At 67.7% G+C, this 24792-nt stretch carries 24 protein-coding genes and 1 tRNA gene; 10 read left to right on the top strand and 15 right to left on the bottom strand.

Annotated elements, in window-relative coordinates:
• Positions 1 to 104 precede the first annotated feature (104 nt).
• The 5 genes from HW274_RS01720 to HW274_RS01700 all read left to right on the top strand — a co-directional run bounded on the left by HW274_RS01720 (position 105) and on the right by HW274_RS01700 (position 5091).
• Positions 105 to 956, top strand: a complete 852-nt coding sequence (locus HW274_RS01720) for an LppM family (lipo)protein (protein WP_185989066.1) — start codon at positions 105 to 107, stop codon at positions 954 to 956.
• A gap of 48 nt (positions 957 to 1004) precedes the next feature.
• Positions 1005 to 2060 carry an LppM family (lipo)protein gene (locus HW274_RS01715; protein WP_185989065.1) on the top strand — a complete coding sequence of 352 codons (1056 nt, stop codon included), beginning with the start codon at positions 1005 to 1007 and terminating at the stop codon, positions 2058 to 2060.
• Positions 2061 to 2136: 76 nt separating this feature from the next.
• Entirely contained in the window at positions 2137 to 3000 is an 864-nt protein-coding gene (locus tag HW274_RS01710; protein WP_075253583.1) for a hypothetical protein, read from the top strand.
• A gap of 261 nt (positions 3001 to 3261) precedes the next feature.
• The gene (locus tag HW274_RS01705; protein ID WP_185989064.1) at positions 3262 to 4014 is read left to right on the top strand and encodes an LppM family (lipo)protein; all 753 of its coding nucleotides are present in this window, start codon (positions 3262 to 3264) and stop codon (positions 4012 to 4014) included.
• Positions 4015 to 4104: 90 nt separating this feature from the next.
• The gene (locus HW274_RS01700; protein WP_075253585.1) at positions 4105 to 5091 is read left to right on the top strand and encodes a hypothetical protein; all 987 of its coding nucleotides are present in this window, start codon (positions 4105 to 4107) and stop codon (positions 5089 to 5091) included.
• 269 nt (positions 5092 to 5360) lie between these two features.
• Here HW274_RS01700 and HW274_RS01695 read toward each other — a convergent pair whose 3' ends face one another.
• On the bottom strand, positions 5361 to 6647 hold the full coding sequence (locus tag HW274_RS01695) for an adenylosuccinate synthase (protein WP_185989063.1): 1287 nt from the start codon (positions 6645 to 6647) through the stop codon (positions 5361 to 5363).
• Between the two features lie 126 nt (positions 6648 to 6773).
• Between HW274_RS01695 and HW274_RS01690 the strand changes: the two genes are divergently transcribed.
• Entirely contained in the window at positions 6774 to 7907 is a 1134-nt protein-coding gene (locus HW274_RS01690) for an LppM family (lipo)protein (RefSeq protein ID WP_185989062.1), read from the top strand.
• Between the two features lie 96 nt (positions 7908 to 8003).
• On the opposite strand, the gene HW274_RS01685 is transcribed toward HW274_RS01690, so the two are convergent.
• The 9 genes from HW274_RS01685 to HW274_RS01645 form a co-directional block, all read right to left on the bottom strand.
• Positions 8004 to 8660: a DUF624 domain-containing protein gene (locus HW274_RS01685; RefSeq protein WP_075253587.1), complete on the bottom strand. Its 657-nt coding sequence runs from the start codon at positions 8658 to 8660 to the stop codon at positions 8004 to 8006.
• A gap of 112 nt (positions 8661 to 8772) precedes the next feature.
• Positions 8773 to 9669: a carbohydrate ABC transporter permease gene (locus HW274_RS01680; protein ID WP_075253588.1), complete on the bottom strand. Its 897-nt coding sequence runs from the start codon at positions 9667 to 9669 to the stop codon at positions 8773 to 8775.
• The gene (locus HW274_RS01675; RefSeq protein WP_003787752.1) at positions 9666 to 10511 is read right to left on the bottom strand and encodes a carbohydrate ABC transporter permease; all 846 of its coding nucleotides are present in this window, start codon (positions 10509 to 10511) and stop codon (positions 9666 to 9668) included. The genes HW274_RS01680 and HW274_RS01675 overlap by 4 nt, the downstream gene beginning before the upstream one ends.
• A gap of 190 nt (positions 10512 to 10701) precedes the next feature.
• Positions 10702 to 12045 carry an ABC transporter substrate-binding protein gene (locus HW274_RS01670; protein WP_185989061.1) on the bottom strand — a complete coding sequence of 448 codons (1344 nt, stop codon included), beginning with the start codon at positions 12043 to 12045 and terminating at the stop codon, positions 10702 to 10704.
• A gap of 399 nt (positions 12046 to 12444) precedes the next feature.
• Entirely contained in the window at positions 12445 to 13494 is a 1050-nt protein-coding gene (gene fbaA, locus HW274_RS01665; RefSeq protein ID WP_075253590.1) for a class II fructose-bisphosphate aldolase, read from the bottom strand.
• A 197-nt stretch (positions 13495 to 13691) separates the two neighbouring features.
• Positions 13692 to 14447 carry a TrmH family RNA methyltransferase gene (locus tag HW274_RS01660; protein WP_396027381.1) on the bottom strand — a complete coding sequence of 252 codons (756 nt, stop codon included), beginning with the start codon at positions 14445 to 14447 and terminating at the stop codon, positions 13692 to 13694.
• Positions 14444 to 15013, bottom strand: a complete 570-nt coding sequence (gene pyrE / locus HW274_RS01655) for an orotate phosphoribosyltransferase (RefSeq protein ID WP_003787761.1) — start codon at positions 15011 to 15013, stop codon at positions 14444 to 14446. Before pyrE ends, HW274_RS01660 begins: the two co-directional genes overlap by 4 nt.
• Before the next feature lie 124 nt (positions 15014 to 15137).
• The gene (gene tpx / locus HW274_RS01650; protein ID WP_075405210.1) at positions 15138 to 15635 is read right to left on the bottom strand and encodes a thiol peroxidase; all 498 of its coding nucleotides are present in this window, start codon (positions 15633 to 15635) and stop codon (positions 15138 to 15140) included.
• Between the two features lie 254 nt (positions 15636 to 15889).
• Positions 15890 to 16663, bottom strand: a complete 774-nt coding sequence (locus tag HW274_RS01645; RefSeq protein ID WP_185989060.1) for an SDR family oxidoreductase — start codon at positions 16661 to 16663, stop codon at positions 15890 to 15892.
• A 64-nt stretch (positions 16664 to 16727) separates the two neighbouring features.
• Here HW274_RS01645 and HW274_RS01640 point away from each other — a divergent pair, with 64 nt between their 5' ends.
• Together HW274_RS01640 and HW274_RS01635 are read left to right on the top strand one after the other, a co-directional pair.
• On the top strand, positions 16728 to 17537 hold the full coding sequence (locus HW274_RS01640; RefSeq protein WP_185989059.1) for an exodeoxyribonuclease III: 810 nt from the start codon (positions 16728 to 16730) through the stop codon (positions 17535 to 17537).
• 594 nt (positions 17538 to 18131) lie between these two features.
• A complete protein-coding gene (locus tag HW274_RS01635) occupies positions 18132 to 18833 on the top strand; it encodes a hypothetical protein (RefSeq protein WP_075253593.1) in 702 nt (233 codons plus the stop codon).
• 52 nt (positions 18834 to 18885) lie between these two features.
• Here the strand turns inward: HW274_RS01635 and HW274_RS01630 are convergent, their stop codons facing one another.
• Positions 18886 to 19737, bottom strand: coding sequence for a serine hydrolase (locus HW274_RS01630; protein ID WP_185989058.1), 852 nt, complete (start codon positions 19735 to 19737; stop codon positions 18886 to 18888).
• A 199-nt stretch (positions 19738 to 19936) separates the two neighbouring features.
• Between HW274_RS01630 and HW274_RS01625 the strand changes: the two genes are divergently transcribed.
• The gene (locus tag HW274_RS01625; RefSeq protein ID WP_185989057.1) at positions 19937 to 20716 is read left to right on the top strand and encodes a 3'-5' exonuclease; all 780 of its coding nucleotides are present in this window, start codon (positions 19937 to 19939) and stop codon (positions 20714 to 20716) included.
• Here HW274_RS01625 and HW274_RS01620 read toward each other — a convergent pair.
• From HW274_RS01620 to HW274_RS12730, 3 genes are all read right to left on the bottom strand, one after another.
• Positions 20713 to 21840, bottom strand: coding sequence for a hypothetical protein (locus HW274_RS01620; RefSeq protein WP_075405217.1), 1128 nt, complete (start codon positions 21838 to 21840; stop codon positions 20713 to 20715). The genes HW274_RS01625 and HW274_RS01620 overlap by 4 nt on opposite strands.
• Positions 21837 to 22472: a dCTP deaminase gene (gene dcd, locus HW274_RS01615; RefSeq protein WP_009406034.1), complete on the bottom strand. Its 636-nt coding sequence runs from the start codon at positions 22470 to 22472 to the stop codon at positions 21837 to 21839. The genes HW274_RS01620 and dcd overlap by 4 nt, the downstream gene beginning before the upstream one ends.
• Positions 22473 to 22551: 79 nt before the next feature.
• Positions 22552 to 23070 (bottom strand): TM2 domain-containing protein, encoded by a 519-nt coding sequence (locus HW274_RS12730; protein WP_260679143.1) that lies wholly within the window; start codon positions 23068 to 23070, stop codon positions 22552 to 22554.
• 167 nt (positions 23071 to 23237) lie between these two features.
• Here HW274_RS12730 and HW274_RS01605 point away from each other — a divergent pair.
• Positions 23238 to 23311: transfer RNA gene (locus HW274_RS01605), tRNA-Gly, on the top strand.
• A gap of 155 nt (positions 23312 to 23466) precedes the next feature.
• Here HW274_RS01605 and HW274_RS01600 read toward each other — a convergent pair.
• A complete protein-coding gene (locus HW274_RS01600) occupies positions 23467 to 24684 on the bottom strand; it encodes an extracellular solute-binding protein (protein WP_185989056.1) in 1218 nt (405 codons plus the stop codon).
• Positions 24685 to 24792: the final 108 nt, after the last annotated feature.

Below are 24792 nucleotides of genomic sequence, written 5' to 3'. Positions count from 1 at the left end.
GCATGCGATAGGCCACATTTGGGAGGATGGCGGCTTTTACCGCCTTTGAAACGGCATCGTTCCGCCCTCAGTGAAGGTCCAGTGCGAGCGTGTAACGTGCCCGCATGTCCGTCGCGCCGTCCTCCGCGTCCAGTCACACGAGCCCCGTCTCGCACACTCCGTCCCGCCCGCCGGCACTCCGGGCGCTTCGACCGGCCGTCGTGGCGACCGCCGCCTGCCTGGCACTGTCGGCCTGCACCGCCCACATGGACATGACCATCCGCTCCCAGGGCAGCTACGACGTCGCCCTCGAGATGCGCGATACCAGCGGAACCGTCTTCCCGAAGGGAAAGGCTCCCGACTGCTCGACCTACTCCGACCCCACCGCCCTGGGCGTGCCCGCGGGCACCACGGTCAAGGCCACCCCGATCACCGGCGACGACGGAATCGGCTGCCAGGTCAGCATCAGCGGGGTCAAGGTCCCCCGGGCCTCACAGGCCGAGCCGAACACGATCGTCGTGCGCGACGGCGATGTCTACAAGGTGACGATCCAGCCCTTCCCCTCCGACCCCTCCCAGGACGCCAACGGGGCCGCAGGCGCGCAGGGCAGCGCATCTCAGGCCCCTGCCGCGCCGTCGGCCGACTCGGGTGGCCCAGGCGGAGCCCAACCGAGCAGCACGTCCTTCAAGGGACTGGTCGACACCAAGGTCTCCGTCACCTTTCCCGGCGCGGTGACGCAGTCCGGTGGGGGGAAGGTCTCGGGCACCACGGTCACCTGGGACGACCCAGACACGGTGGCCAAGGGCGTGAGCGCCTCGGGCTACGCCCAGGACTCGCGGGGGGTGTCATGGTGGACTCGTTCCCGCATCTGGCTGACCGCGGGGCTGGCCCTGCTCGGCGGCATCCTGACAGTGGCCGTCCTACGACGGCGCAGCAGCGGGCGCGCACCCCGCAAGGCGGCGCCGGAGCGACACTGAGCATTCCGACTACTCCACGTTGTCACAGCACCGAATTAGACTCGACACATGAATCATGACTCCCGCATTGTCAGGCGACGAGTGGCCGTGGCGGTACTGACCGGCCTCGCACTGCTGCTGGCCGGATGCGGGGCTCACTACGACTTCGTCATTCATGACAACGAGACCGCCGACCTGTCCTACGTCATGTGGGACTCATCGGGGCTGTCACTCATCAGCAGGGAGAGCTGCACCCAGGCGAAGCTCGAGAAATCCACCCCCCTGCCCAAGGGCGTCAAGGCGAACTACACCTTCACGTCCCACAACGGCCAGCCGGCGTGCCAGGTCACAGCCAAGTCGGTTCCCCTCAACAACCTGCAGACCGACATCTGGACGATCAAGCACCAGGGCGGGAAGTACGTCTTCGACCTGTCCCCCGAGGCGCTGAGCAAGCTCGGCAAGGACGACTCCCTCCCCACTTCCCCGGGCACCTCGGGAGGAATGAAGATCTCAGTATCCGTGACCTTTCCCGAAGAAGTGACGAAGTCCAACGGGAGGAATGACGACAACAAGGTCACCTGGGACAACGTGATGGAGAGCTCTGAGGCTCTCCACGCCGAGGGCGGGGACGGCAGGTTCCATCTGCAGTGGTGGATGATCGCGACGGCCGGCGCCGTCGTCCTCCTCATCATTGTTGGGGTCGTGGTGTACCTCCTGAGGACTCGTCGGGCCAGGCGGCTGGCTCCGGCACTGCCCTACGGTCAGCCCTACGGCCAGGCTTACGGTCAGGCCTTTCAGGGGGCCGAGGCGACCAGCACCATGCCTCCGGAGGTCTATACCGGCGGCCCGTACCAGTCGCCCCCGAGCCCCTTGCAGCCGATGCCGGGATCGACCCACCCCTATCCCGTCACCAACCTTCGCGACGGCTACGCCCCCTACGTCGACCCGGGCCAGGACACCAGCGTTCTCCCTCCACCTCACTCCCCTGGAGGCGCCGGCGTCTTCAGCACCTACGGTGCCCAGCAGGGAGGACCCCAGTCGCCCGGACCGGGATACACGCAGATGCCCTACCAGGAGGGGCACAGTCACACCGACTTCCAGCCCCCGTCTCAGCAGCCCCAGTGACGGTCTGCCCGGAGCGGGGAACGATACCCATGACGATCCGGTTACAACCGGGCATCTGAACCGCTACTGTGTGGGCATGACACCTGCCATCGCCCACCGCATCCCTAGGCCCCTGTCCGTCTTGACGGCCCTTGCGGCGCTCGCCCTGTCCGCACCCCTCGCACTGATCGGCGCCCCGGGACACGCCGCCCCCGCTGAGGACGAGAGCTCCGTCGGCATTGAAGGCTCGTTCGACATCGTGCTCAACTCCGATGAGACGTACACCGCCAAGTTCGTGATGACCACCCGCACCGAGTTCCAGCTGAAGAAGTCGTGCACTGAAGAAGCCTTCAAGACTCCTGGCACCAAGGATGTCAAGAACGTGAAGGTGAACTATAAAGAGGACGGCGACACCGCCACCTGCACCGCAGAGGGAAGTCAGAAGATCGCCGACGCCAAGGGACTGGTGACCCACAAGAATGGCGAGTACACCGTCGAGACCCCTGATTTCGGAACTGACGCCGCCGGCGATGATGTCAAATTCTCTCAGTCGGTGACTTTCCCCGGCAAGGTCACCAAGGCCGACGGCGGCGAGGTCAAGGGCAATAAGGTCTCCTTCGCCGACGGCTCGTCTCACACGGTGACGGGCAAGGACGGCTCCATCCCCATGTGGGTCTGGATCATCGTCGGAGTCGGCGCCCTGGCACTGATCGGCGGCCTGGTCGCCTTCCTCGTCATCCGCAGCAAGAAGAACAAGCCCCAGGCTCCTTACGGAACGCCCGTCCAGGGCTATGACCCGAACCAGGCCTTCCCGGCTCAGCCCGGCCAGCAGGCGGGCTACGGCGCCCCCCAGGCCCAGCCCGGTTATGGCGCTCCCGACCAGCAGCCGGGCTATGGCGCCCCCCAGTCTCAGCCCGGTCAGCAGACCGGCTACGGCGCTCCCGGCCAAGGCTCCTACTGACCCATTACCCCTCCCGCTGTTGTGGCCCTCAGATCTGACGATCCCGGGGCCACAACATCTTTCTTCGCGTCATCATTCCCCATGCGGAGATCCCATCAACACCGACCAACTAGGGTGAGAACTATGGCCGTGACCGTCCCCAAACACCGCTCCGTGAGAACGCCCGTCTTTCTAGCATTTCTCTTATCTCTGACACTCCTGATCCCTCCAAGTCACGCCGTCACCTCCGCCGCGAGTGACGATTCCGACCCCTCGATTTCCGTGCGGATCGTCATCAACCAGGATGACACCTACGACATGACCGTCGTCGGGCAAGTCAAGAGCAAGTCCTCGTCCGCCAAGCGGAACTTGAAGGATGGTTGCAACTCTTCTGACGGCGGAGGGCCGTTCAAAGACCTGAAGGCCTCCTACTCCGAGCGCGACGGCTTCCCCACCTGCACACTCTCAGGCAAGTCGATCGACATCTCTGAGGTCGATGGGTTCATCGAGCACAAGGACGGCGAGTATGTCCTCGACACCAAGAAGGGGAACCTTCCCTCCTCTTCTTCCGGACTCGACAGTGAGTACACGCTCTCCGTCACGTTCCCGGGCCAGGTCACGGATGCCGACGGCGGCAAGGTCAGCGGGACCACGGTGACCTTCACCGAGCCGGGAAGGTACCAGGTCAGCGGCAAGGACACTCCCGCCTTCCCCTGGGTATGGGTGATCGTGGGGGTTGTGGTGGTCGGAGCGATCGGCGGCGGCCTCTTCTGGTTCCTCAAGCGCAAGAAGACCGCGCAGCAGCAGGCCTACGCGGTCAGCGCCCCGGGATACGCACCGCAGCAGCAGGCCTACGCCCCTGGCCAGATGCCAACTCCTGGCCAGATGCAGGCTCCCGGCGCCATGCCTCCGCCTCCCTCCGGCTTCGTCGCCCAGGGCGACAACCAGCCCGGACCGGGCAGCACGATGCCTCCGGGGGCCGTACCGCCTCCCCCTGGCTACCCGTCAGCGCCCCCGCCCTCCACTCGGGGCTGAGCTCCGACGGCGGCGCGGAGTTCGTCGCACCGAGTGACGACCTCCGCGCCGCCCCGCAGTCACCCGACCCACACCATTCGAAGGCTGTACATGCGTTATCTCGCCCTGAGACACAACCCCACGACGAGTCTCGCCGGGATGCTCTGCCTGGCCGCCTCGCTCTTCCTGGCAGCAGCGGCAGCCCCCGCCAGCGCCGCGCTACCTGCACAGCTCACGAGCCAGGAGAAGATCAACTTTGAGCTCGCCATCAAGTCCGATGAAGAGCTGACGACCACCATCACGATCACGTCACCGGCCTCTAGAGAAAAGAGCCTGAAGGAGGACTGTGTCCAAGAGACGTTCTCACAGGCCGCTACCCCACCCGACATTACTTTCACCACCGACAACGGGACTCCGACCTGCAAGGCCACGTACACCACCCCCATATCCAGGAATAACTACGTGACCCATGACGGAGACGAGTACGTCGTCGACACCCACGATGACTCCGCACCCAAGGACGGCAGCGCCGACACATTCTCCCTCACAGTCGTCTTCCCCGGTAAGGTGACGGAATCCGGAGGGGGGAAGATCGAAGGAGATCAACAGAACAAGGTCTCCTTCGGCAGCTTCTACAATCAGAAGGCCCGTGGCAAGGACACCGCCCAGGCGGCGTCTCAGCCCAGCTCGACACCCTCTCCCAGTTCGACGCCCACATCCAGCTCGGCATCCTCATCCGGTTCGACGGCCACCCCCAGTTCTACGTCCTCGTCGCAGTCATCTGGAGGGAGGGGAGTTATTGTCGTGACACTCATCGTGATTGCTGTGGTCGGAGGAGTTGTCGCCATCGTCAGCAACACGCTCAAGAAGAGCCGGGAGAAGAAGTACCTGGATGCGCTGGGGCAGCAGTCGCTTCAAGCCAGCGCTCCTATCTCCGCCTCTCACCCAGTCGCCTTCTCCTCTCAAGCGCAGGCAGGCCCACCTCCCGCCCAGCCCGGCTACTCGCCTGCCCCTCAGCAGTATCAACCGCCGCATTCTCAGGGACCGGCTCCCGCTCCGCAGTTTCCACCGAACCACAACGGTTACAGCGGCTACTGAGGCTCAGACTCGGGTAGATGTCGATCCGCTCGCATGATGACTCCCTGATGGTAGGACTGGATCGACGCAGCTCACGACGAGGACATTGGAGAAGGATCGGACCTGGAAAGGGTCATCGCTCCTGAGGTTCCCGGCACGCCTCACCATGGTCATTGTGCTGGCAGCACCGCGGCCGACCCACGGTAGGCGGACTCCCGTAAGTCCTCTCCTCCACGTCCTGGGTGCGGCGCCGTCGACCAAGCCGCTATCACTGACGCTGCGGCCTTCAGTCACCCGATGAGCGAGTGACGGGAGATCGTGGCCTCGCGACCCGGCCCGACGCCGATGGCCGAGATGCGGCAGCGGGCCAGCTCCTCAATGCGCAGCACATAGTCCTGGGCGACCTGAGGCAGGTCGGCGAAGCGGCGGACCTTGCTGATGTCCTCGCTCCAGCCGGGCAGCTCCTCGTAGACGGGGACGGCGTGGTGGAAGCCGGACTGGGTCAGCGGCATCTCCTGGGTGACGGTGCCGTCGATGTCGTAGGCGACGCACACCGGAATGGTCTCGTGCCCGGTGAGGACGTCGAGCTTGGTCATCACCAGGTCGGTCAGCCCGTTGACGCGTGCCGCGTAGCGGGTGACGACGGCGTCGTGCCAGCCGCAGCGCCGCGGCCTGCCGGTGGTGACCCCGTACTCACCGCCCTCGGTGCGAAGACGCTCCCCCATGTCGTCGAGCAGCTCGGTGGGGAAGGGCCCTTCCCCCACGCGGGTCGTGTAGGCCTTGACGACACCAACGACCGAGTCGATCCGGGTGGGCCCCACGCCGGTACCCGTGCAGGCGCCGCCTGCAGTGGGGTTGGAGGAGGTGACGAAGGGGTAGGTGCCGTGGTCGATGTCGAGCATCGTGGCCTGGCCGGCCTCGAACAGGACGGTCTTGCCCTGATCGAGGGCGTGGTTGAGCACCAGGGAGCAGTCGACGACCATGGGCCGGACCCGGTCTGCGTAGGAGAGCAGCTCGTCGGCAACGACGTCGGCATCGATGGCGGCCCGGTTGAAGACCTTGAGGAAGAGGCTGTTCTTCTGGTCCAGGGCGGAGTGCACCTTCTGACGCAGGATCGACTCGTCGAAGAGGTCCTGGACGCGGATGCCCACGCGGTTCATCTTGTCCGCGTACGTCGGTCCGATCCCACGGCCGGTGGTACCCAGCTGACGCGCACCCAGGAAACGCTCGGTGGTGCGGTCCAGAACCCGGTTGTAGGAGGGGATGATGTGGGCGTTGGCGCTGATGAGGAGGCTGGAGGCGTCCTTGCCGCGGGAGGTGATCTCAGCGATCTCGTTGAAGAGGACCTCCAGGTCGACGACGACGCCGTTACCGATGATGGGGGTGACCCCGGGGGTGAGCACACCGGCCGGCAGGAGGTGGAAGGCGAACTTCTCGCCGTCGATGACGACGGTGTGTCCGGCGTTGTTGCCGCCGTTGAACTTCACGACGTAGTCGACGTCCTGACCGAGCTGGTCAGTCGCCTTGCCCTTTCCCTCGTCTCCCCACTGGGTCCCGACGACGACAACGGCTGGCATGGCTGCTCCCTGACTTCAGTGACGGCGTGCCGGTGGACACACCGTCCTCTAGCCTACCGGAGCCGGGTGGAGAGGTCCCCACCAGTGTCCCCCACCAACAGAAACAGGAGGCGATACGGTGGGGACATGCCTCATGTCACCGTCCACCGCAGCTCCACGCAGCGCCCTGCGCTGGCGGGCCTCGTCGCCCTGACCGTATTCACCGTCCTGGCCCTGATCGGTACTCCGGCATCCTCCCTCCCCACGGCTGATGACGACACGAACCTCCACATTTCCAGCGATGTGGTCATCAGAGAGGACAACACGTACTCCGTGAAGCTCACGATGTCGGAGAGCGGCACCATCCCGGTGCTCAGCAAGAGCACGTGCAACAAGAACTCATCCACTGTCAAGGATTCGCCCTATGAAGATCTCAAGGTGAAGTTCGTGGAGAAGGACGGCACCCGCACATGCACGATGGAGGGGACCGGCGGCTCCATCTCCACGTCCTCGAAGAACATCAAGCACGAGGGCGACGAGTACATCGTTCAGACGCTGAATTTCGACAGCATCAGCGACGAGGACGTCACCGAGATCTCTCAGTCGGTGACGTTCCCGGGTAAAGTCACCGAGGCCGACGGCGGCACGGTCGAGGGCACCAAGGTCGCCTTCAAGGACAACGACAAGCATGAGGTCAAGGGGAAGGACAAGCCCGCCAAGAGCGCAGCGGCAGAGGAGGACAGCAGCTCCACTCCCGTGTGGATCTGGAGCCTGATCGGTTCGCTTGCCGTGGCCATCGTGGGCGGCGTTGTGGGCGTGCTTGTCATGAACCAGAGGAAGAAGAGGCAGTCCCAGCTCGTTGCCTACGCTGCTGCTGCTCAGTTCTACGACCCCAACCAGGCACCCCTCGGCCAGCCGGGCCAGCAGCCCTACCAGCCCGGCTATGCCGAGCCCTACCAGCCGGGCCAACCAACGCCGCAGCCCTACCAGCCCGGCTACACCGACCCCGCTACTCAGCCCTACCAGCAGGCCCAGCCCTACCAGCCCGGCTACACCGACCCCGCTACTCAGCCCTACCAGCAGGCCCAGCCCTACCAGCAGGCCCAGCCCTACCAGCCCGGCTATGCCGAGCCCTACCAGCCGGGCCAACCGACACCGCAGCTCTACCAGCAGGGACAGCCGGGCCAGCAGCCCTTCCAGCCCGGCCACGCCGACCCAGCCGCCCAGCCCTACCAGCAGTCCTACAACAACCAGCCGGGCCAGCCCGGCCCGCGGTTCTGACGAGCTGCCCCAGACGCATGGCCCCGGAATCAGTCGATTCCGGGGCCATGACGCTGCGTGATGACGCCGCACTCACCGAGAGCGCGCTCGCATCATTCAGGACTCCGACGTCGAAGCACCGCGGAGCGCCACCATGGTGGAGCGCTGCAGCAGGGCGATGAGGTAGGCCTGGAAAGCCGGCCCGATCAGAACCATGAACCAGGCGACCGCGGCCCGCGAGGCCGCCAGCCCCCAGAGGACGATCGCAGGCGCCGCCACGATCACCAGAGCGAGCACGGTGACTCCAAGACGCCCCACCGCGAGACGAAGCGCATTGGACAGGTGGCGGTGGACCGGGGCGTCGAAGAAGGCGGCCAGCGGCAGCAGCCACACGAGGATCGCGGCCAGGAGCACTGCCCCGGCCAGCACCAGCCCGGACAATGAACCGCTCATACCACCGTTCTGTTCCCCCAGGGAGGAGTCGGACAGGATCAGGTACTCCCAGGCGCTCAGCGCCACCAGGACGAGTACTGGCAGCCACCAGGCCAGGGACTGGCGCAGATTGAGACGGAAGGAGCGCCACCAAGTGCTCATGACTGCCGGATCGTCGTCGGCCACCATCTCACCGGCGACCCGGGCGCAGGCCGCCAGGGAGGCTCCCGCCGTCACCACCGGCAGGCAGCCCGCCAGGGTGAGGACGTTGAGGATGACGACATCCGCCGCTGCGGACCAGGCCCGGTAGGCCGGGCTGTCAGGGCCGGGGAACAGCGCCACAGGGGCTCCTTCGTGGGGACTCGGGCAGTAACAGGTGGACATGATACGGGCGGTTCTTCAGGCCGGACGCGGGGCCTGGAGAACCGCCCGTATCAGGACGCAAGTAGGCGTATCAGCCCTTGACCGCCCCCGCGGCCACACCCTCGATGATGTGCTTCTGACCGAAGAGGTAGAAGGCGACGATCGGGACGATGGCGAAGACGAGCATGGCCATCTGGGCACCCATGTCCCGGTTGCCGTTGGAGCCGACGAGGGACTGGATGACGATCGGAACCGTCTTGTAGCGCTCGTCCTGGCCGATGACGAGGTTGGGCAGGAGGAAGTCGTTCCACACCCACATGGCGTTGAGGATCGCCACCGTGACCGCCGTCGGCTTGAGCAGCGGCATGACCACCTTGAAGTAGGTCTGCAGGGGCGAGCAGCCGTCCATGTAGGCGGCCTCCTCGATCTCCATGGGGATCGACTTGATGAAACCGGCGAACAGGAACACCGACAGCCCCCCACCGAAACCGAGGTAGAGGACGATCATGCCCCAGGGCGTTGCCAGGCCGAGCTGGTCGGCCACCTTGACGGTGGGGAACATGACCATCTGGAAGGGAGCGATCATGGAGAAGGCGAAGGCGTAGTAGATCATGGAGGTCCACCACGTCTTGATGCGGGTGATGTAGTAGGCGGTCATCGCCGTGAGGAACACGATGACGACGACGGAGCCCACAGTGATGAACAGCGACCAGCCCATGGCGCTGGCGAAGCCCGACAGGGCCAGGCCGGTGGCGTAGTTGTCCAGGCCGGCGAAGGTCTTCGCCGTCGGCAGGGCGAAGGGGCTGTCGGAGATGTAGAACTTGCCCTTGAAGGAGTTGATGACGATGAAGGCCAGCGGAATGACCCACACGAAGGCCAGGACGGCCAGCAGCCCCACGAGTGTCTTCTGCCCCGTCGTCTGCGGAGCGACCTTCTGACCGGTAGGGGCGGCGGAAGCGGGGGACTGAGTCTTGACGGCGGTGCTCACGCGTCGACCTCCTTGGAACGAGTGGCGCTCAGCTGGATGAGCGCGATGGCGGCGACGATGAGGAAGAAGATGACGGCCTCGGCCTGGGCGACGCCCTCCTGGCCGATCTTCTTGTACATCGTGTTGACGATGCTGAGCGCGGCCATCTGAGTCTGCTTAGCGGGCGCACCGTTGGTCAGCGCGAGGTTCTGGTCGTACATCTTGAAGGTGTTGGCCAGAGTGAGGAACAGGCAGATGGTGATCGAGGGCATAATCATCGGCAGCGTCACGTTGCGCAGCGTCTGCCACCTGCTGGCACCGTCGATCTGCGAGGCCTCGATGAGCTCGGGCGGCACATTCTGCAGACCGGCGATGTAGATGACCATCATGTAGCCCATGAGCTGCCAGTTGACGAGCATGACCAGTCCGGCCAGGCCCAGTCGCCAGTCGTTGACGATCGTCTGGCCCCAGCGCTGCAGGAGCGCATTGAGCATCACCTGCCAGGTGTAGCCCAAGACGATGCCGCCGATGAGGTTGGGCATGAAGAAGACGGCACGGAAGAAGTTGGTACCGCGCAGCTTGCGGGTCAGGAAGTAGGCCAGGGCGAAGGCCCCCAGGTTCACCGTGATGATCGAGATGATCGAGACGACAGCGGTGAAGAGGAGAGCCTGCGGGAAGTCGCTGCGCTCCCCCAGGGCCCTGGCGTAGTTGTCAGTACCCACGAACCGCGCATTGGTGAGGGTGCTGAACTTGGTGAAGGAGAGATAGAGCCCCATGAAGAAGGGGACGATGAACGCGATCATGAAGGCCAACAGGGTTGGCCCCGCAAAAACTGGGAAGAACTTTTTCAGTGCCTTGGTCATATCTGCCTCGAGGTGCGACCGGCACCCGCCAAGTGGGCGGGTACCAGAGAGCTCCCACCGGGGCGGCAGCGCGCGAGACGAACGGCTCGAACGTGCCGCCCCGGTAGGAGAGGGGATGGGGAGATGAGTCGCCGTCGCGATGCCCGCTGGAGCAGCACCCTCGGCGGTGGGCTCGAGCGACTCCTAGATGTCAGCCCTCCTTGGACGCCTTCTTCTCCGAGGCCCAGGTGGTCACGAAGAAGTCCTTGACCTTCGCCCAGTCCTCACTGCCGGAGGCGTACTGCGCCAGGTGCTGGCCGAGCTGGTCCTTGAAATCCTGGCTCGGGAAGGTCGGGAAGACCCACTTGACGGGCGTGAGGTCCTTGTTGTTGATGGCCGCGGAGACCTCCTTGCCCAGCGGGTCGGAGGGGGCCAGCTCGGCGTATGCCTTGTAGGGCGCGATGATGCTGAGCTTCTCGGCGGCCATCTTGGAACCCTCGGCATCGGTGAACAGCCAGGTGAGGAAGTCCTTGGTGGCCTTCTGGTCGCCCTCGGCGGCCTGGGAGTTGATCGTCAGGTAGTTCTCGGTGCCGATGGCGATGTTGGACTTGTCCTCGCCGGAGACGCCGACGTAGATCGGCATGAAGTGGACGTCCTCGGCCTTGACCGTGTTACCGGAGACCTCGGAGATCTGCGACCAGCCCCAGTTGCCGTTCTGGACCATGGCGGCCTTGCCCAGGGCGAAGTCGGCCATGGAGTCGGTGACCGTCTTGGCGCTGGCCTCTGTGGGCTTGATCGTGGAGTTGTTGAGGTAGAGGTCGAAGATCTTCTTGTAGTTGTCCGAGTAGGTCAGCTTGACCTCGTCGAGGTCGTCGACCTTGGCGTCGCGGTACTCGTAGTAGACGGGGTAGTTGGCCAGGTGGGTCTGCCAGCGCCAGTCCTCACCGGGGGACAGCGAGGTCGCGGCGAAGACGCCCTCGATACCGAGGTCGGCCTTCTTGGCCTGCATGTCCTCGACGACCTCCTTGAGCTTGTCGAAGCCCTTGATCTGGTCGACGGAAGTGGCCTTGGCGCCCTCCATACCGAAGTACTTCTTGAGGATGGCGGCGTTGTAGATGATGCCGTAGCCCTCGATGGCCAGCGGGACGCCCACGATCTTGCCCTCGTCGCCCTTGAGGGCCACGGACTCATCCGTCAGCTGCTTGGTGAAGTCGGCGTCGGACAGGTCGGAGGCGTAGTCCTTCCAGTTGCCGTAGCCCACGGGGCCGTTGAGGTTGAACAGCGTGGGCGGGTTGGACTTGGCGACCTCGGACTTCAGGGTCTGCTCGTAGGTGCCGGAAGCGGCGGTGACGACCTTGACGTTCACACCGGTCTTCTTGGTGTAGGCGGCCGCGATGTCCTTGAAGGCCTGCTCCGACTCGGGCTTGAAGTTGAGGAAGTAGACGCCTCCGGCGCCGTCGGAGCCCGACGAGCCCTTCGAGCAGGCCGCCAGGGTCGCGGCGACGGCGATCGCAGCAGTTCCACCGAGCATGGAGCGGCGGGAGATGAGTCGCATTGGGGTCCTCCTTTGGACGCATAGGACAGGCGCGGACAGAGGCGTCCGCAAGGCGCGACTGCCGTGTCGCCGGCGGCGGAGCCGTCGGTTCAACGGCGACGACCTATCATGGCACATTTCCGCCCGCATTGCTGCAAGGTTTGCAATCAGTGGCCTGGGTCTCGGTTTGGGAACGTTTGTGCGACACCCTGTTTTCCTTGGCATAACAAGTATTCCACCCTTCACTGCGATAGGCGCTTCCTTCGCCGACACCCTCTGCAACTATGCAACGATCGGTCAGTTCGTCGTCGAGAACCTTCTCACCGCTCCCTGCGCGAGCACGACGTGGCCCCGACACCCATGGGTGCCGGGGCCACGTACGGCGATCAGTCGCCGTTCACCCCTGGGCGGGGTGAGGGCTCACTTGCGGGCGGAGCCGACGGAGCCGAGGCGCTCGCAGGCCTCGACGACGCGGGCGGCCATGCCCTCCTCGGCGGCCTTGCCCCAGGCGCGCGGGTCGTACTGCTTCTTGTTGCCGACCTCGCCGTCGACCTTGAGGACACCCTCGTAGTTGGTGTACATCCAGCCGGCGACCGGGCGGGTGAAGGCGTACTGGGTGTCGGTGTCGACGTTCATCTTGATGACGCCGTTGCGCACCGCGGTGGCGATCTCCTCGTCGGTGGAGCCGGAGCCGCCGTGCATGACCAGGTCGAAGGGCGAGCTCTTGTCGCCGACCTTAGAGGAGAGGCGGTCGCCGAGGCGCTTGGCCACGTCCTCCTGGATCTCGCCGAGGATCTCCGGGCGGAGCTTGACGTGGCCGGGCTTGTAGGAGCCGTGCACGTTGCCGAAGGTCAGAGCGGTGATGTAGCGGCCGTTCTCACCCAGGCCGAGGGCCTCGATGGCCTTCCAGGCGTCGTCGGCGGTGGTGTAGAGGTTGGCGTTCTCCTCACCCTTGATGCCGTCTTCCTCGCCACCCACGGCACCGATCTCGATCTCGAGGACGACGTTGGCGGCCTTGGCGCGCTTGAGCATGTCGACGGCGATCTCGATGTTGTCGTCGAGAGCCTCGGCGGAGCCGTCCCACATGTGGGAGTTGAACATCGGCAGCTCACCGTTCTTGACCTGCTCGGCCTCGATCTCCAGGAGCGGGTGGATCCAGTCGGCCAGGAGCTTCTTGGGGCAGTGGTCGGTGTGCAGACCAATGGTGACGGGGTAGAGGTCACCCACGGCGCGGGCGTAGGCGGCGAAGGCGATCGAGCCCTTGACGCGGTCGAGGCGCGAGGAACCGGACCAGTAGGCGGCACCACCGTTGGAGATCTGGACGATGCCGTCGGACTCGGCGTCGGCGAAGCCCTTGAGGGCCGCGGACAGAGTCTGGGACGAGGTGACGTTGATCGCGGGGATGGCGTACTTGCCGGCCTTCGCGCGGTCAAGCATGTCGGCGTAGGACTCCGGGGTTGCAATGGCCACTGGGTGCCTCCTGATGTCTGTATGAGTCAGTGGTGCGGGGCCGATTGTTCCACGAATTGGAGGCCAGGTGAACCGGATCATGGTCCCAGGTCGGGCGCCGGTCAGGCAGCAGTCCGGCAGCATGCCCTCTGTTCAGGGGCGGTTTGGCCCCGCCTCCCACGGGGCGGGCCGACGCAGCGGGCCGCGACGGCCCCGGGTCAGTCAGGCGCCGGCCCAGCGTGCTGGAGGATCCAGGTATGCATGGCCACGGCCGCGGCGGCCGCCACGTTGATGGAGCGGGTGGAGCCGTACTGGCCGATGCGCAGCAGCCGGGAGCAGCCGGCGCTCAGCTCGGGGCTGATGCCCTCCCCCTCGGAGCCGAAGACCATGAGGCAGCGCTCGGGCAGGTCGGCGGACTCCAGGGGCTGGGCCCCGGGGCCGTTGTCGATGCCGATGACCTCGTAGCCCTCGGCCTGTGCCCAGGCGAGCAGCTCACCGGGTTCGGGGTGGTGGCGCACGTCCAGGTAGCGGTTGGTGACCATGGCGCCGCGCTTGTTCCAGCGGCGTCGGCCGATGATGTGGACGCCGGCCACGTTGAAGGCGTTGGCACTGCGCACGATGGAGCCGATGTTGAGATCCTGGCTGACGTTCTCGATGGCGATGTGCAGCAGGTGGGCGCGGGCGGCCAGGTCGGCGCGGATGGCCGCAATGGTCCAGTAGCGGTAGCGGTCGACGACATTGCGCCGGTCACCGGCGGCGAGCAGCTCTCGGTCGTAGCGGGGGTCGGTGGGCCAGGCCTCGGGGCCGCCAGGCCAGGGGCCGACGCCGACCTGGCGGACATCGGCCGGCCGGTCCTCCTCCGGGCCCGCCACAGAATCTGCTGGGGGCGCCGCGGGCAGGTACTCCCCCTCAGGCAGGTCGGCGGGAGCCGCCGGCTCCGCCCCGACCGTCTGCGGGCGCCGTCGGGTGCTCACTCCAGGCCGAGGTCGGCCAGACCGAGCGCTGCGTAGTAGGGCAGGCCGGCGGCCTCGATGCGCTCGCGCGCGCCGGTGGCCCGGTCCACGATGACGGCCACAGCCCGCACGTCGGCGCCCGCCTCGCGCAGGGCCTCGACGGCCTCCAGGGGCGAGCCGCCGGTGGTTGAGGTGTCCTCCAGGACCACCACGGAGCGCCCGGCGACGTCGGGCCCCTCGATGCGGCGGCGCATGCCGTGGTCCTTGGCAGCCTTGCGCACGACGAAGGCGTCCAGGTCCAGGCCGCGCGAGGCCGCGGCGTGCAGCATGGCGGCGGCCACGGGGTCGGCCCCCATGGTCAGGCCGCCGACCGCGTCGATCTCGTCGGTGCCCAGGCCCGCCTCCTCGAGCATGTCGAGCATGACGTGGCCGATGAGGGGGGCGGCCTCGTGGTGGAGGGTGGCGCGGCGCATGTCCACGTAGAAGTCGGACTCGAGGCCGGAGGCGAGGGTGACCTTGCCGCGGACGACGGACAGCTCGTTGACGAGCTCGGCCAGGCGGGTGATGTGGGAGTCGTTAGTGCTCACGGTTCCGATGGTAGTGGGACTCGGGGGCTGCGCGCCGGGTAGACACCCGCTGCGGACAGGAGCCCGCCCTCGCCCGCGTGGTGCGGACGGGGCGGGCTCCTGGCGGCTCAGCGGAAGGGAGGGGTCAGGACAGGGCGGCCACGGCGGCGTCGTAGTCGGGCTCCTGGCCGACCTCGGGGACCTGCTCGGTGTAGATAACCTTGCCGGACTCGTCGAGGACCACGACAGCGCGCGACAGCAGGCCGGCCAGCGGGCCGTCGGCCAGGGTGACGCCGTAGTCGGCACCGAAGGTGGAGCGGAAGGTCGAGCCGGTGACCACGTCGGTGAGGCCCTCGGCGCCGCAGAAGCGAGCGCCGGCGAAGGGCAGGTCGGCGGAGACGCAGACCACGGTCGTGTTGTCCAGCTCGGAGGCCAGCTTGTTGAACTGGCGCACGGAGGCGGCGCACACCCCGGTGTCCACCGAGGGGAAGATGTTGAGGACCACGCGGCGGCCGGCCAGGGACTGGCTGGTGACCGGGGCGAGGTCGGCGCCCACGAGGTCGAAGGCGGGCGCGGCCGAGCCCACAGCGGGCAGCTCGCCGACGGTGCTGACGGGGTCTCCGTGGAAGGTAATGGAAGCCATGGTGCGATCGTTGCAGGTCACGGCGCCCCTGGCTAGCGGGAACGCTCAGCCCTGGGCGATTCCGCGGTGGGATCGGGCCGCAAGCCGGTGCGCGCGCCCGGATCTGTCACGATTGGCGACTTTTAGGAGGCAGTTCCCGCCTACCTTGCCGTATCTGCGCTGGTCAGCACCTTGGGAAGGTTGGCAGCAACAGTGATTGCCCCCGAATAGTCGTCATCTGTGACACTTTGCGCCACCGGCGAGCCCTGACGGCCTCAGTCGCGCCCTTGGCCGGAGCGTTCCGGCCCGACCACCCGGCGCACGAACCAGCGGGGCGCCAACCGCAGCACGGCGTTGGCGCTGCGGTAGCGCAGGCTCGGGGTGCAGATGACCTGGCCGCGCCGCACCGCCGCCAGGCCGTCGATGGCCACTCGCTCGGCGTCCAGCCACAGCGGCGCCTTCCACTGGGTCTCGTCGATGCCGGCCGCGGCGTGGAAACCGGTGTGCACCAGCCCCGGGCACAGCGCCGTGGCACTCACCCCGGTGCCAGCGAGCTCGGCGGCCAGCCCCTCGGTGAAGCGCAGCACCCAGGCCTTGTGGGCGGCATAGGTGCCCATGGCGGTGTGCGCGGTCATGGAGGAGACGTTGAGAATGGCGCCGCGGCCGCGCTCCACCATGGCGCCGGCCGCCGCGTGGGAGGCCACCATGACCGCTCGGACCATGACGTTGAGGGCATCCTCCTCGCGGGCCCGGTCTCCCCCGACGAAGCGCTGCCCCAGCCCGAAGCCGGCGTTGTTGACCAGGAGCCCGATGGGCTTGCTCGTCTCCCACAGGCGCTCGGCGACGAGCTCGAGCTCGTCGCGCTTGGACAGATCGGCCTGCAGGGTCTCCACCTGGACACCTGCAAACTGGCGCATCTCCTCGGCCACCTGCCGCAGTCGCTCGGGGGTGCGCGCCACGAGGACGAGGTCATGACGGGCCTGGGCGAGCTGCCAGGCGATCTCCAGGCCGAGGCCGCTCGTGGCCCCGGTGACAAGTGCTGTTCCCATGGCCGCAGACTACGAGCGATTGGTGAGTGCTTGATGGGAGTCGGGCACCGGTTAGTCTGCTGCCATGCGCCTGGCCACCTGGAACGTCAACTCCATCCGCACCCGCATCGACCGCGTCCTGGCCTTCCTGGAGCGTGAGGACATCGACGCCCTGGCGATGCAGGAGATCAAGTGCCGCCCCGACCAGTTCCCGGTCGAACCCTTCGAAGCCGCGGGCTACGAGCTGGCCATCCACGGGCTCAACCAGTGGAACGGGGTGGCGATCGCCTCACGCGTGGGCCTCGACGACGTCGCCACTTCCTTCCCAGGCCAGCCCGCCTGGGCGGCCAAGCCCGAGGCTGAGCCGGTCGTCGAGGCCCGGGCGCTGGGGGCGACGGTGGGCGCGGCCGCGGATGCGGCGCCGGTGCGCCTGTGGAGCCTGTACGTGCCCAACGGCCGCGAGCTCACCCACCCGCACTACACGTACAAGCTCGACTGGCTGCGGGTGCTGCGGGACGACGTCGCCGACTGGCTTGAGGCCGACCCCGACCTGCCGCTGGCGCTGGTGGGCGACTGGAACGTGGCGCCTCGCGACGAGGACGTGTGGGACATGAGCGTCTTCGAGGGCGCCACCCACGTCTCGGAGCCGGAGCGCGAGGCCTTTGCGGCCTTCGCCGAGGCGGGCATGAGTGAGGTCACGCGCGAGCGGGTCACCAACTACACGTACTGGGACTATCAGAAGCTGCGCTTCCCGAGGAACGAGGGCATGCGCATTGACTTCGTCTACGCCTCGCCGGCCCTGGCGGGCCGCGTCACCGGCGCCGCCATCGACCGCGACGAGCGCAAGGGCAAGGGCGCCTCCGACCACGTCCCCGTCATCGTCGAACTCGACTGAGGCCGAGGGCCACGGCTCAGTCGAGGTGACCTGTTCGCCCTCACCCCCTGAAAGGCAGCCTCTATAACGTAGCCACCATCAGCAAGAAAAGGATCGTGGCGCATTTAAGGGGCAGTGACGGCGTCGAGGCCGAACTCCGACTGGGGAATCGGTTCCACACGCTCAATTTCAGCACCAGACTGAATCGTAATTCAGAACCATCCGACCCACCGTCAGAACTGAGATTTCCAAGGACGGAAAGAGCGACCGGCTCTCGACCCCCTCACCTCCGCCTCAATCTTGAGAACGCCGCTCTCCCCATCAAACAGAACTGACCATACGCTCACCAACCGGAAAGCCCAGCCGGACAATCCAGACAAATAAGGCCAAAGGCCCAGCGGACACCTCCCAACCCAAGGAATATACTCGGGAAGCAGGCCTCTGCGAAGCAGAACAATCCACCCCAGATCTCCAATTCCATCGGGATTTCGCAGCGTCACACACTCATCAATACTATTCGCCCATATGGTCGAAACCTGCAGTTCCTATCTTCTTCCCATATCGGTTTTCAGAATCACACCGAAGCCCATATCTCAGCACCGCTATTCTCGCGCCATGAACTACTCGAAACTCTCCCCCGCGCGTCGAATCGCCGCCGCCCTTCTTCCCATCACCGCCCTGTCCCTGGCCGCCTGCGGCAGCCTGCCCTTCGCCTCCCAGGACGCATCCCCTGCCACAGAGACGAGCGCCGCCGCCCCGTCCTCCGCACCCGCTCCTACTCCGTCGGCATCGGCATCGGCCACTGCCAGTGCCACCGATATGGAGTCAGCCACCGCCTCGGAGGACCCCTCCGCCTCGGCTGAGGCCACCACCAACGGGCTCACCCCCGAGAACAGCAAGGGCCGCGAGCTCAGGCTCTCCGACTTCCAGGAGCCGCCGGTGACGAGTGGCTGGCAGGAGAAGCGCTACGACGTCGCCTCCATCACCAACACCATGGGCATCGGCACCAAGCTCGACTGGCAGAACGACGACGAGATCGAGCTGCGTCTGGCCAACAAGTTCCAGAAGGTCACCTTCACCGCCGGCCAGGCCAATGACTCCCGGAGCTCCGACCTCATTGTGAGGGTCGCGATCTTCGCCGACGGCAAGGAGATCGAGACAGTCGACGTCCCCTTCAACGACGCCCACGCCTTCGAGGTCAAGGCCGCGAACGTCAACGCACTGAAGATCACCTTCAAGGCTCTCGACCAGAAGCAGGAGATGCCGCAGATCGACGACAGCACTATCGGCGTCATCCTCAACGTCAAGGCCGAGTGATGATCGGCAGGCCGCCGTCGCCGGCGCGCCTGCCCACCACAAACGGCAGGGCCTACAAGGCCAGGATCTGGTCGCCGAGTTCGGACCAGGTCCGCCGGTGAACCGCCCCGAAGGGCTCGGCCCCCAGGAAGACGGCCTGGCGCTCGGCGACCGGATCCACCCAGATGAAGGAGCCCGACTGGCCGAAGTGCCCGAAGGTCTGCTCACTGTTGCCGGCCCCGGTCCAGTGCGGGGACTTGGCTCCGCGCACCTCCACCCCCAGCCCGAAGGGGTTGGGGGTCTGTCGCCCGTACCCGGGTAGGACGCCGTCGAGGCCGGGCAGGACCGGCGTGCGGGCTCGCTGCGCGAGCGCTGGCGAGACGAGCCTGGGCGCGGCCAGCTCGCGGGCGAACAGGGACAGGTCGCGGGCGCTGCCCTCCCCGGAGTGGGCGGGGGATCCGGGGATGAGGACGCTGGCCATCCCCAGGGGCTCGAGCACGGTGGTCTCCACCCAGGTCTCCAGGGGCGTGCCGGTGGCCTCCTCAAGCCGCTCCCCCAGGATCTCGATGCCGCGGTTGGAGTAGATGCGGCGCGTGCCCGGGGCCGCCAGCCGCTCGTCGGAGTCGGCCGCGATCCCCGAGGAGTGGGACAGCAGGTTCTCGATGGTCGCACCGTCGGGCGCGGGCGAACCGGCGGGGGCCTCCAGATCCAGCAGTCCCCGGTCGACGGCGACCAGGGCCGCCCAGGCGACGATCGGCTTGGTCACCGAGGCGAAGGGGAAGACCTCATCGACGTCCCCGGCCTCGAGGAGCACGCCGTCGCCGGAGGTGGACCTGCCGGTCACGACGAGGGCGGTCGGGAAGGGGAAGGCGGCAAGCGCCGGCAGGGCAGGGGCCGGCACCTGAGGGGTGTCCGGGGTGGTCATCGCTCCTCCTCACCTGGATCGGCGCTCGACACGGCCGGCCGAGCGCACTCGCGACCGTACCTTACGCCCGGGGGCCGACCCCCGCTTCCGTCTGCGAACCGTAGGGCACAGCCGCGAGCGCCGGCCCGGACCACCCCAGCCGGCGACCCGGCGCGCCGTGACTGGGCGAAACCTGCTGGCTCGCGAGAGGATCGGGGCAATGCCCTTCTACCACCGCCCACCCGCCGACCGCGGCCCGCTGCGCCCCCGCTCCCCCATGGCCCTCGGCCAGGCGGCCGCCACTCCCACACCCACGGAGCTGGCCGAGGCCGCCGGGGTCGGCTACGCCGTCGTCGACCTGGAGACCACCGGCCTGTCCCCCACGACAGACTCGATCCTGGAGGTCGCGCTCGTACTGACCGACGCCGCCGGGCGCGTCGAGCGCAGCTGGTCCACGCTCATCGACCCCGGCGCGGGCGTGGACGTGGGCCCCACCCACATCCACGGTCTTGTCGCCGAGGAGCTCATCGGGGCGCCCGGCTTCGATGAGGTCGCCGACCTGCTGGTGGCCGACCTGGCCGGGCGGGCGGTCGTGGCCCACAACGCCCGCTTCGACGTCGGATTCCTCACCCAGGCGCTGGGGACGCGGGGGCTGCTCGACCGGGGCGCGCGGGTGCCGCGGGTGTGCACGATGGAGTGGGCGCGCCATTTCATGACGACGCCATCGCGCCGGCTGACCACCTGCTGCGAGGTGGCCGGGGTGGAGATAGGCCGCCACCACAACGCGCTCGACGATGCGCTGGCCGCTGCCGGCCTGCTGCGCCACTACCTGGCGGTGGGGGCTCAGCGGGGCGAGGAGCCGGTGGCCTGGGCCCGCTCGCTCGTTGAGGCTCGCCGCTTCGCCGGCTGGCACTGGGACGCGGCAAGGGCTCGGGCCGGCGTCGAGCGTCTCACGGCGCGCACCACACCCGGTGCCGAGAGGCCTCGGTCCGAGACTTAGGCCTCCGCGGATTCCTCACCCAGGGAGACGAGGAATCCGTCGTCGTCCACGGCCACCCCGGAGACGGCGGTCACCAGGACGGTGGCGAGCTCCTCCACCAGGTCCCGGGCGGTCTGACGCTCGCGGCGCCGGGAGCGGGAGACCACTTCGGCGTAGGCGTCAGCCTGGTCCTGGGGGATCCAGCGCAGGTCGTAGGACAGGACCGCCCCGCGCGCCCACGGCTCGCCGCGCACGGCCAGCGGCAGCCCGTCGGTGGCGCCGGCACGCACCTCGATGCGCCCCCAGCCCTCGTGCTCGGGGTCGACCGGGGTGACGACCGCGTAGCCGTCACGCACCTCCTCGATGACGTTGCCGGTGGCAGCGGCGACGATCTCCTGGCGCATCGTGTCCTGGCGGACCTTCTCCGAGCCGCGCCAAGCCTTCTCGAAGACGTCCGGGCCGATGCGCTCGACGAGACTCTCCAGCTGCTCGGGGTCGATGGCGTCCAGCCCGACGGCGCCGCGGGGCTGAACGGCCTCCAGCGCGGCGCTCACTTCGGGGGCCACGGGCTGCAGGACGGCCACCAGGTCCTCCGGGCCGAGCCACACCGGGGCGTAGACGGTCAGGGAGGCCGAGACCTCCGGGCTGGGCTCGACCAGCACCGGGTCCTCGTTGTCCCCTCCGGGAATGAGCCGCAGGGCCCCGGCCAGGCGTCGGGCGATGGCGCGCAGTCGGGTGAGGGCCACCAGCTCGGCCCCCGTGGGCTGGGCGTGGGGGAAGGCGTCGGAGAGCGGGTCCAGGCCGGCAAGCTCAGCCGGCAGGGCGCCAGCACGGATGCGGGGGCAGTCCAGGATCATCAGCTGCGTGGTCCACTCCGGCGCCCCCAGGAGGCCGCGCATCTCGGCGTCGACCTTCCAGGGCCCCAGCAGGGAGACCCCGGGGAAGAGCTGGAGGCTGGAGACCCCCACCCAGCCGGACTGGATGTCCTGTGACAGGGCCAGGGCCTCAACCTCGTCGGGGGCGACGTCGTCGGCCAGAAGCAGGACGTGGTTGGTGTCCAGCAGCCCAACCGGCAGCATGGAGGCGGCGGTGAAGGTGCCGGTGTCGGTGGGCAGGGAGACGGCGAAGTCGGTCGAGTCGCTCATAGGTGCTTCTCCTGGGAGATGGGAGCGGCGCCGTCGGCGGGGGCCGCCGGGGTGTCGGGGATGCGGGTGCGGTGGAAGGACTGGTGGGAGCGGGAGGCCGTCGGTCCGCGCTGGCCCTGGTAGCGCGAGCCGGTGGCGCCCGAGCCGTAGGGGGCCTGGGCGGGGCTGGACAGGCGGAAGAAGCACAGCTGCCCCACCTTCATCCCCGGCCAGAGCTTGATGGGCATGGTGGCGGTGTTGGACAGCTCCAGGGTGACGTGCCCCGTGAAGCCCGGGTCGATGAATCCGGCGGTGGAGTGGGTCAGCAGCCCCAGGCGCCCCAGGCTCGACTTGCCCTCCAGGCGGGCGGCGACGTCGTCGGGCAGGGTGATGCGCTCGTAGGTGGCGCCCAGGACGAACTCCCCGGGGTGCAGGACGAAGGGCTCGTCGGCCCCGACGTCGACGAGGTGGGTCAGCCCCTCCTGGTCGGCGGCCGGGTCGATGACCGGGTAGCGGTGGTTGTCGAAGAGACGGAACCAGCGGTCCAGGCGCACATCGATGGAGGCCGGCTGAATCATCTCGGGGTCGTAGGGGTCGAGGACGACCCGTCCGGCGTCGAGCTCGGTGCGGATATCGCGGTCTGAGAGCAGCACGGGCCCGATTGTGCCAGGTCCTCCCGGAGGCGTCACACGGATTCCGGCCCTGGGGGATCCGGGAGGACCGGAGCGCGCCTCAGCTGCTCAGCGGCATGCCGGAGGCGTCAACGCCCCACGGCGCCTCGCCGGGGCGGGCCACCAGAATGAGGATGCCCTCGATGAAGGCCCAGATGGCAATCGGAAGCGCCAGGAACCCGCAGCTCAAGAGCGTGCCCAGGAGCTGGAAGAGCGCCTTGCCCGTGTAGCCCAGGTAGAAGTTGTGGATCCCGAAGGTGCCGAGGAACAGCGCCAGGATGCCTGCGGCCACCTTGGACTTGCTCGGGTAGCCGGGAGGACCGTAAGCGGGAACGGGGCCATAGCCGGGAGGCGCACTGTACCCAGGAGGCATGCCGTAACCGGGAGGAGGTGCGTAGGCCCCCTGCGGGTCATACCCCGGTTGGGCTCCGGAGTCGTAAGGGCCGCCATAGGGCGGGTACCCGCCTGACGGGTAGTCCGTGGGGGCGGACCCCGCGGGCAGCGCTGGCACGTCCGGGCGGGGACTCGCAGTGAGCCCAGTCGGATCAGTGGCCTCGTGAGGGTTGAAGGGATCAGTCATGCGCTCACCACACCTATGAAGACGTCAGGGAATCCGTTGGCGAGTGTAGTGGGCGAAGGCGTGGCCGACGTGGTTCGCGATGCCCCGCCGCAGGTCGATTTGCGTAGACGGCCGGAGTCTGGGTTAGACTTCCGCACGCACCTGGGACGCACGTCTACTGGTGCCACGCGGGTGTAGTTCAATGGTAGAACTTCAGCTTCCCAAGCTGACAGCGCGGGTTCGATTCCCGTCACCCGCTCCAGCCCGAGGGCCCGGACCGTCACGGTTCGGGCCCTCGTTGTTGCGCGGCCGGGGGCATTCGACGCCCTCGGGGACAGGATTCCCGTCCCCGCACGCGTGACATGTCCCCACCCGGAAGAGAAAGTCCCCGACCGCGCGGAGTGGCCCCGCCAGGAGTCAGGACAGGACGGCCTGCAGGTTCACCTGGGCGCTGCCCAGAATGGCGGCCGGGTCACCTCCGGCCAGCCCGGGCAGCTCGTTGTCGAAGGTGGCGATGACGTCCGAGGTGCCCGAGGCGGAGGGCACGGGCTGGGAGTACTCGACGCCGGCCAGGAAGGCCGCCTGGTCGGCATGCTTGCCCTTCCAGGTCTCACCGGCGGACTTGCCGGCGGGAACCGTGCCCGCCGCGCCGGCCAGGGCCACCTGCCGCTCGGCGGCGGTGAGGTACTCCACGAGCTTGATGGCGTCGGCCTTGTGCTTGGAGGCCTCCACGACTCCGTAGAAGGTGGGGAACTGCAGGGTCCCCTTGCCGCCGCTGCCGGCCGGCAGCTCGACCACCTTGTAGGAGATACCCGAGTAGGTGTCCGCCAGAGTCTTGGCCAGGGCCTCGGTCTCGATCACCATGGCGGCCTGCCCCTGGCCGAAGGCGTCGGCGGCGGACCCGGCGGGCAGGTCGGCGCCCCAGCCGGCCGACCCGGAGGACAGGAGCGTCTTGACCTGGGTCAGGCCCGCCACCGAGCCCTCGGAGGAGGCCGTCGCCTTCGTGCCGTCGGCGCTGGTCAGTCCCCCACCGCCCTGGATGAGGAAGGCGCCCACGCGCGCGTAGGAGGCATCCAGGGTCAGGCCGACGACGCCACCGGAGGTGAGCTTGGCGGCCACCTGGTCCAGCTGCTCCCAGGTGGTCGGGTAGTCCGACTCGCTCAGGCCCGCGGCCGACCACAGCGAGGTGTTGACGTACAGGGCGAGCGTGGAGACGTCCCGGGGCGCCGCGGCGATCTTGTCCTGCCGGGTGGCGCTGGTCAGCAGCGCGGGGTTCGCGTCCTTGACGGCGGCCGCCCCCTTGTCCCAGGAGTGCAGGGCACCGGCGTAGCTGGACAGCTGGGCCGGGTTGAGGACGACGACGTCGATGCTCGGCTCGGCCGTGATCCCGCGGGCCAGCTCCTGGGAGACGTCAGAGACGGGCTTGATGTCCACCTCCACCTTGGTCTCCTTGGTGAATGCCTCCACCGCCTTGGACAGCGCCTCCGCGGCGGCCTCGCCCGCGTCGGGGACGATGAGCGCCATCTTGCCCTCCTCGGTGGCCTCGTCCTTCGACTTCGACGAGCAGGCGGCGAGGGTGGCCGCGGCGGCCAGCCCCAGAGAGGTCAGGGCGAACGTCCTGCGGGTGAGCATCATGTGTTCTCCTAGAGGGAATCCCGGAGTGCCCGGGAGCGGGATGAGCCCGGGGCCGCGACGGCGCCTGTGGGCTCGCGATGTGCGACGTCGGGCGGGGACGGCGGGAGG

It is taken from the genome of Actinomyces sp. oral taxon 169, assembly GCF_013394715.1.
In the GTDB taxonomy this organism is placed as follows: domain Bacteria; phylum Actinomycetota; class Actinomycetes; order Actinomycetales; family Actinomycetaceae; genus Actinomyces.
The sequence above is the reverse complement of the archived record's forward strand: the minus strand, read 5'-3'. Positions and strand labels throughout refer to the sequence as shown.

What these genes read in the sequence shown, in the direction of transcription:
- HW274_RS01690 (WP_185989062.1), top strand. Translation starts at nt 6,774, where the DNA reads ATGCCTCATGTCACCGTCCACCGCAGCTCCACGCAGCGCCCTGCGCTG.
- HW274_RS01720 (WP_185989066.1), top strand. Translation starts at nt 105, where the DNA reads ATGTCCGTCGCGCCGTCCTCCGCGTCCAGTCACACGAGCCCCGTCTCG.
- HW274_RS01700 (WP_075253585.1), top strand. Translation starts at nt 4,105, where the DNA reads ATGCGTTATCTCGCCCTGAGACACAACCCCACGACGAGTCTCGCCGGG.
- HW274_RS01645 (WP_185989060.1), bottom strand. Translation starts at nt 16,663, where the DNA reads ATGGGAACAGCACTTGTCACCGGGGCCACGAGCGGCCTCGGCCTGGAG.
- HW274_RS01670 (WP_185989061.1), bottom strand. Translation starts at nt 12,045, where the DNA reads ATGCGACTCATCTCCCGCCGCTCCATGCTCGGTGGAACTGCTGCGATC.
- HW274_RS01600 (WP_185989056.1), bottom strand. Translation starts at nt 24,684, where the DNA reads ATGATGCTCACCCGCAGGACGTTCGCCCTGACCTCTCTGGGGCTGGCC.
- HW274_RS01635 (WP_075253593.1), top strand. Translation starts at nt 18,132, where the DNA reads ATGAACTACTCGAAACTCTCCCCCGCGCGTCGAATCGCCGCCGCCCTT.
- HW274_RS01675 (WP_003787752.1), bottom strand. Translation starts at nt 10,511, where the DNA reads ATGACCAAGGCACTGAAAAAGTTCTTCCCAGTTTTTGCGGGGCCAACC.
- HW274_RS12730 (WP_260679143.1), bottom strand. Translation starts at nt 23,070, where the DNA reads ATGACTGATCCCTTCAACCCTCACGAGGCCACTGATCCGACTGGGCTC.
- HW274_RS01625 (WP_185989057.1), top strand. Translation starts at nt 19,937, where the DNA reads ATGCCCTTCTACCACCGCCCACCCGCCGACCGCGGCCCGCTGCGCCCC.
- HW274_RS01710 (WP_075253583.1), top strand. Translation starts at nt 2,137, where the DNA reads ATGACACCTGCCATCGCCCACCGCATCCCTAGGCCCCTGTCCGTCTTG.
- HW274_RS01630 (WP_185989058.1), bottom strand. Translation starts at nt 19,737, where the DNA reads ATGACCACCCCGGACACCCCTCAGGTGCCGGCCCCTGCCCTGCCGGCG.
- HW274_RS01695 (WP_185989063.1), bottom strand. Translation starts at nt 6,647, where the DNA reads ATGCCAGCCGTTGTCGTCGTCGGGACCCAGTGGGGAGACGAGGGAAAG.
- HW274_RS01640 (WP_185989059.1), top strand. Translation starts at nt 16,728, where the DNA reads ATGCGCCTGGCCACCTGGAACGTCAACTCCATCCGCACCCGCATCGAC.
- tpx (WP_075405210.1), bottom strand. Translation starts at nt 15,635, where the DNA reads ATGGCTTCCATTACCTTCCACGGAGACCCCGTCAGCACCGTCGGCGAG.
- HW274_RS01715 (WP_185989065.1), top strand. Translation starts at nt 1,005, where the DNA reads ATGAATCATGACTCCCGCATTGTCAGGCGACGAGTGGCCGTGGCGGTA.
- HW274_RS01620 (WP_075405217.1), bottom strand. Translation starts at nt 21,840, where the DNA reads ATGAGCGACTCGACCGACTTCGCCGTCTCCCTGCCCACCGACACCGGC.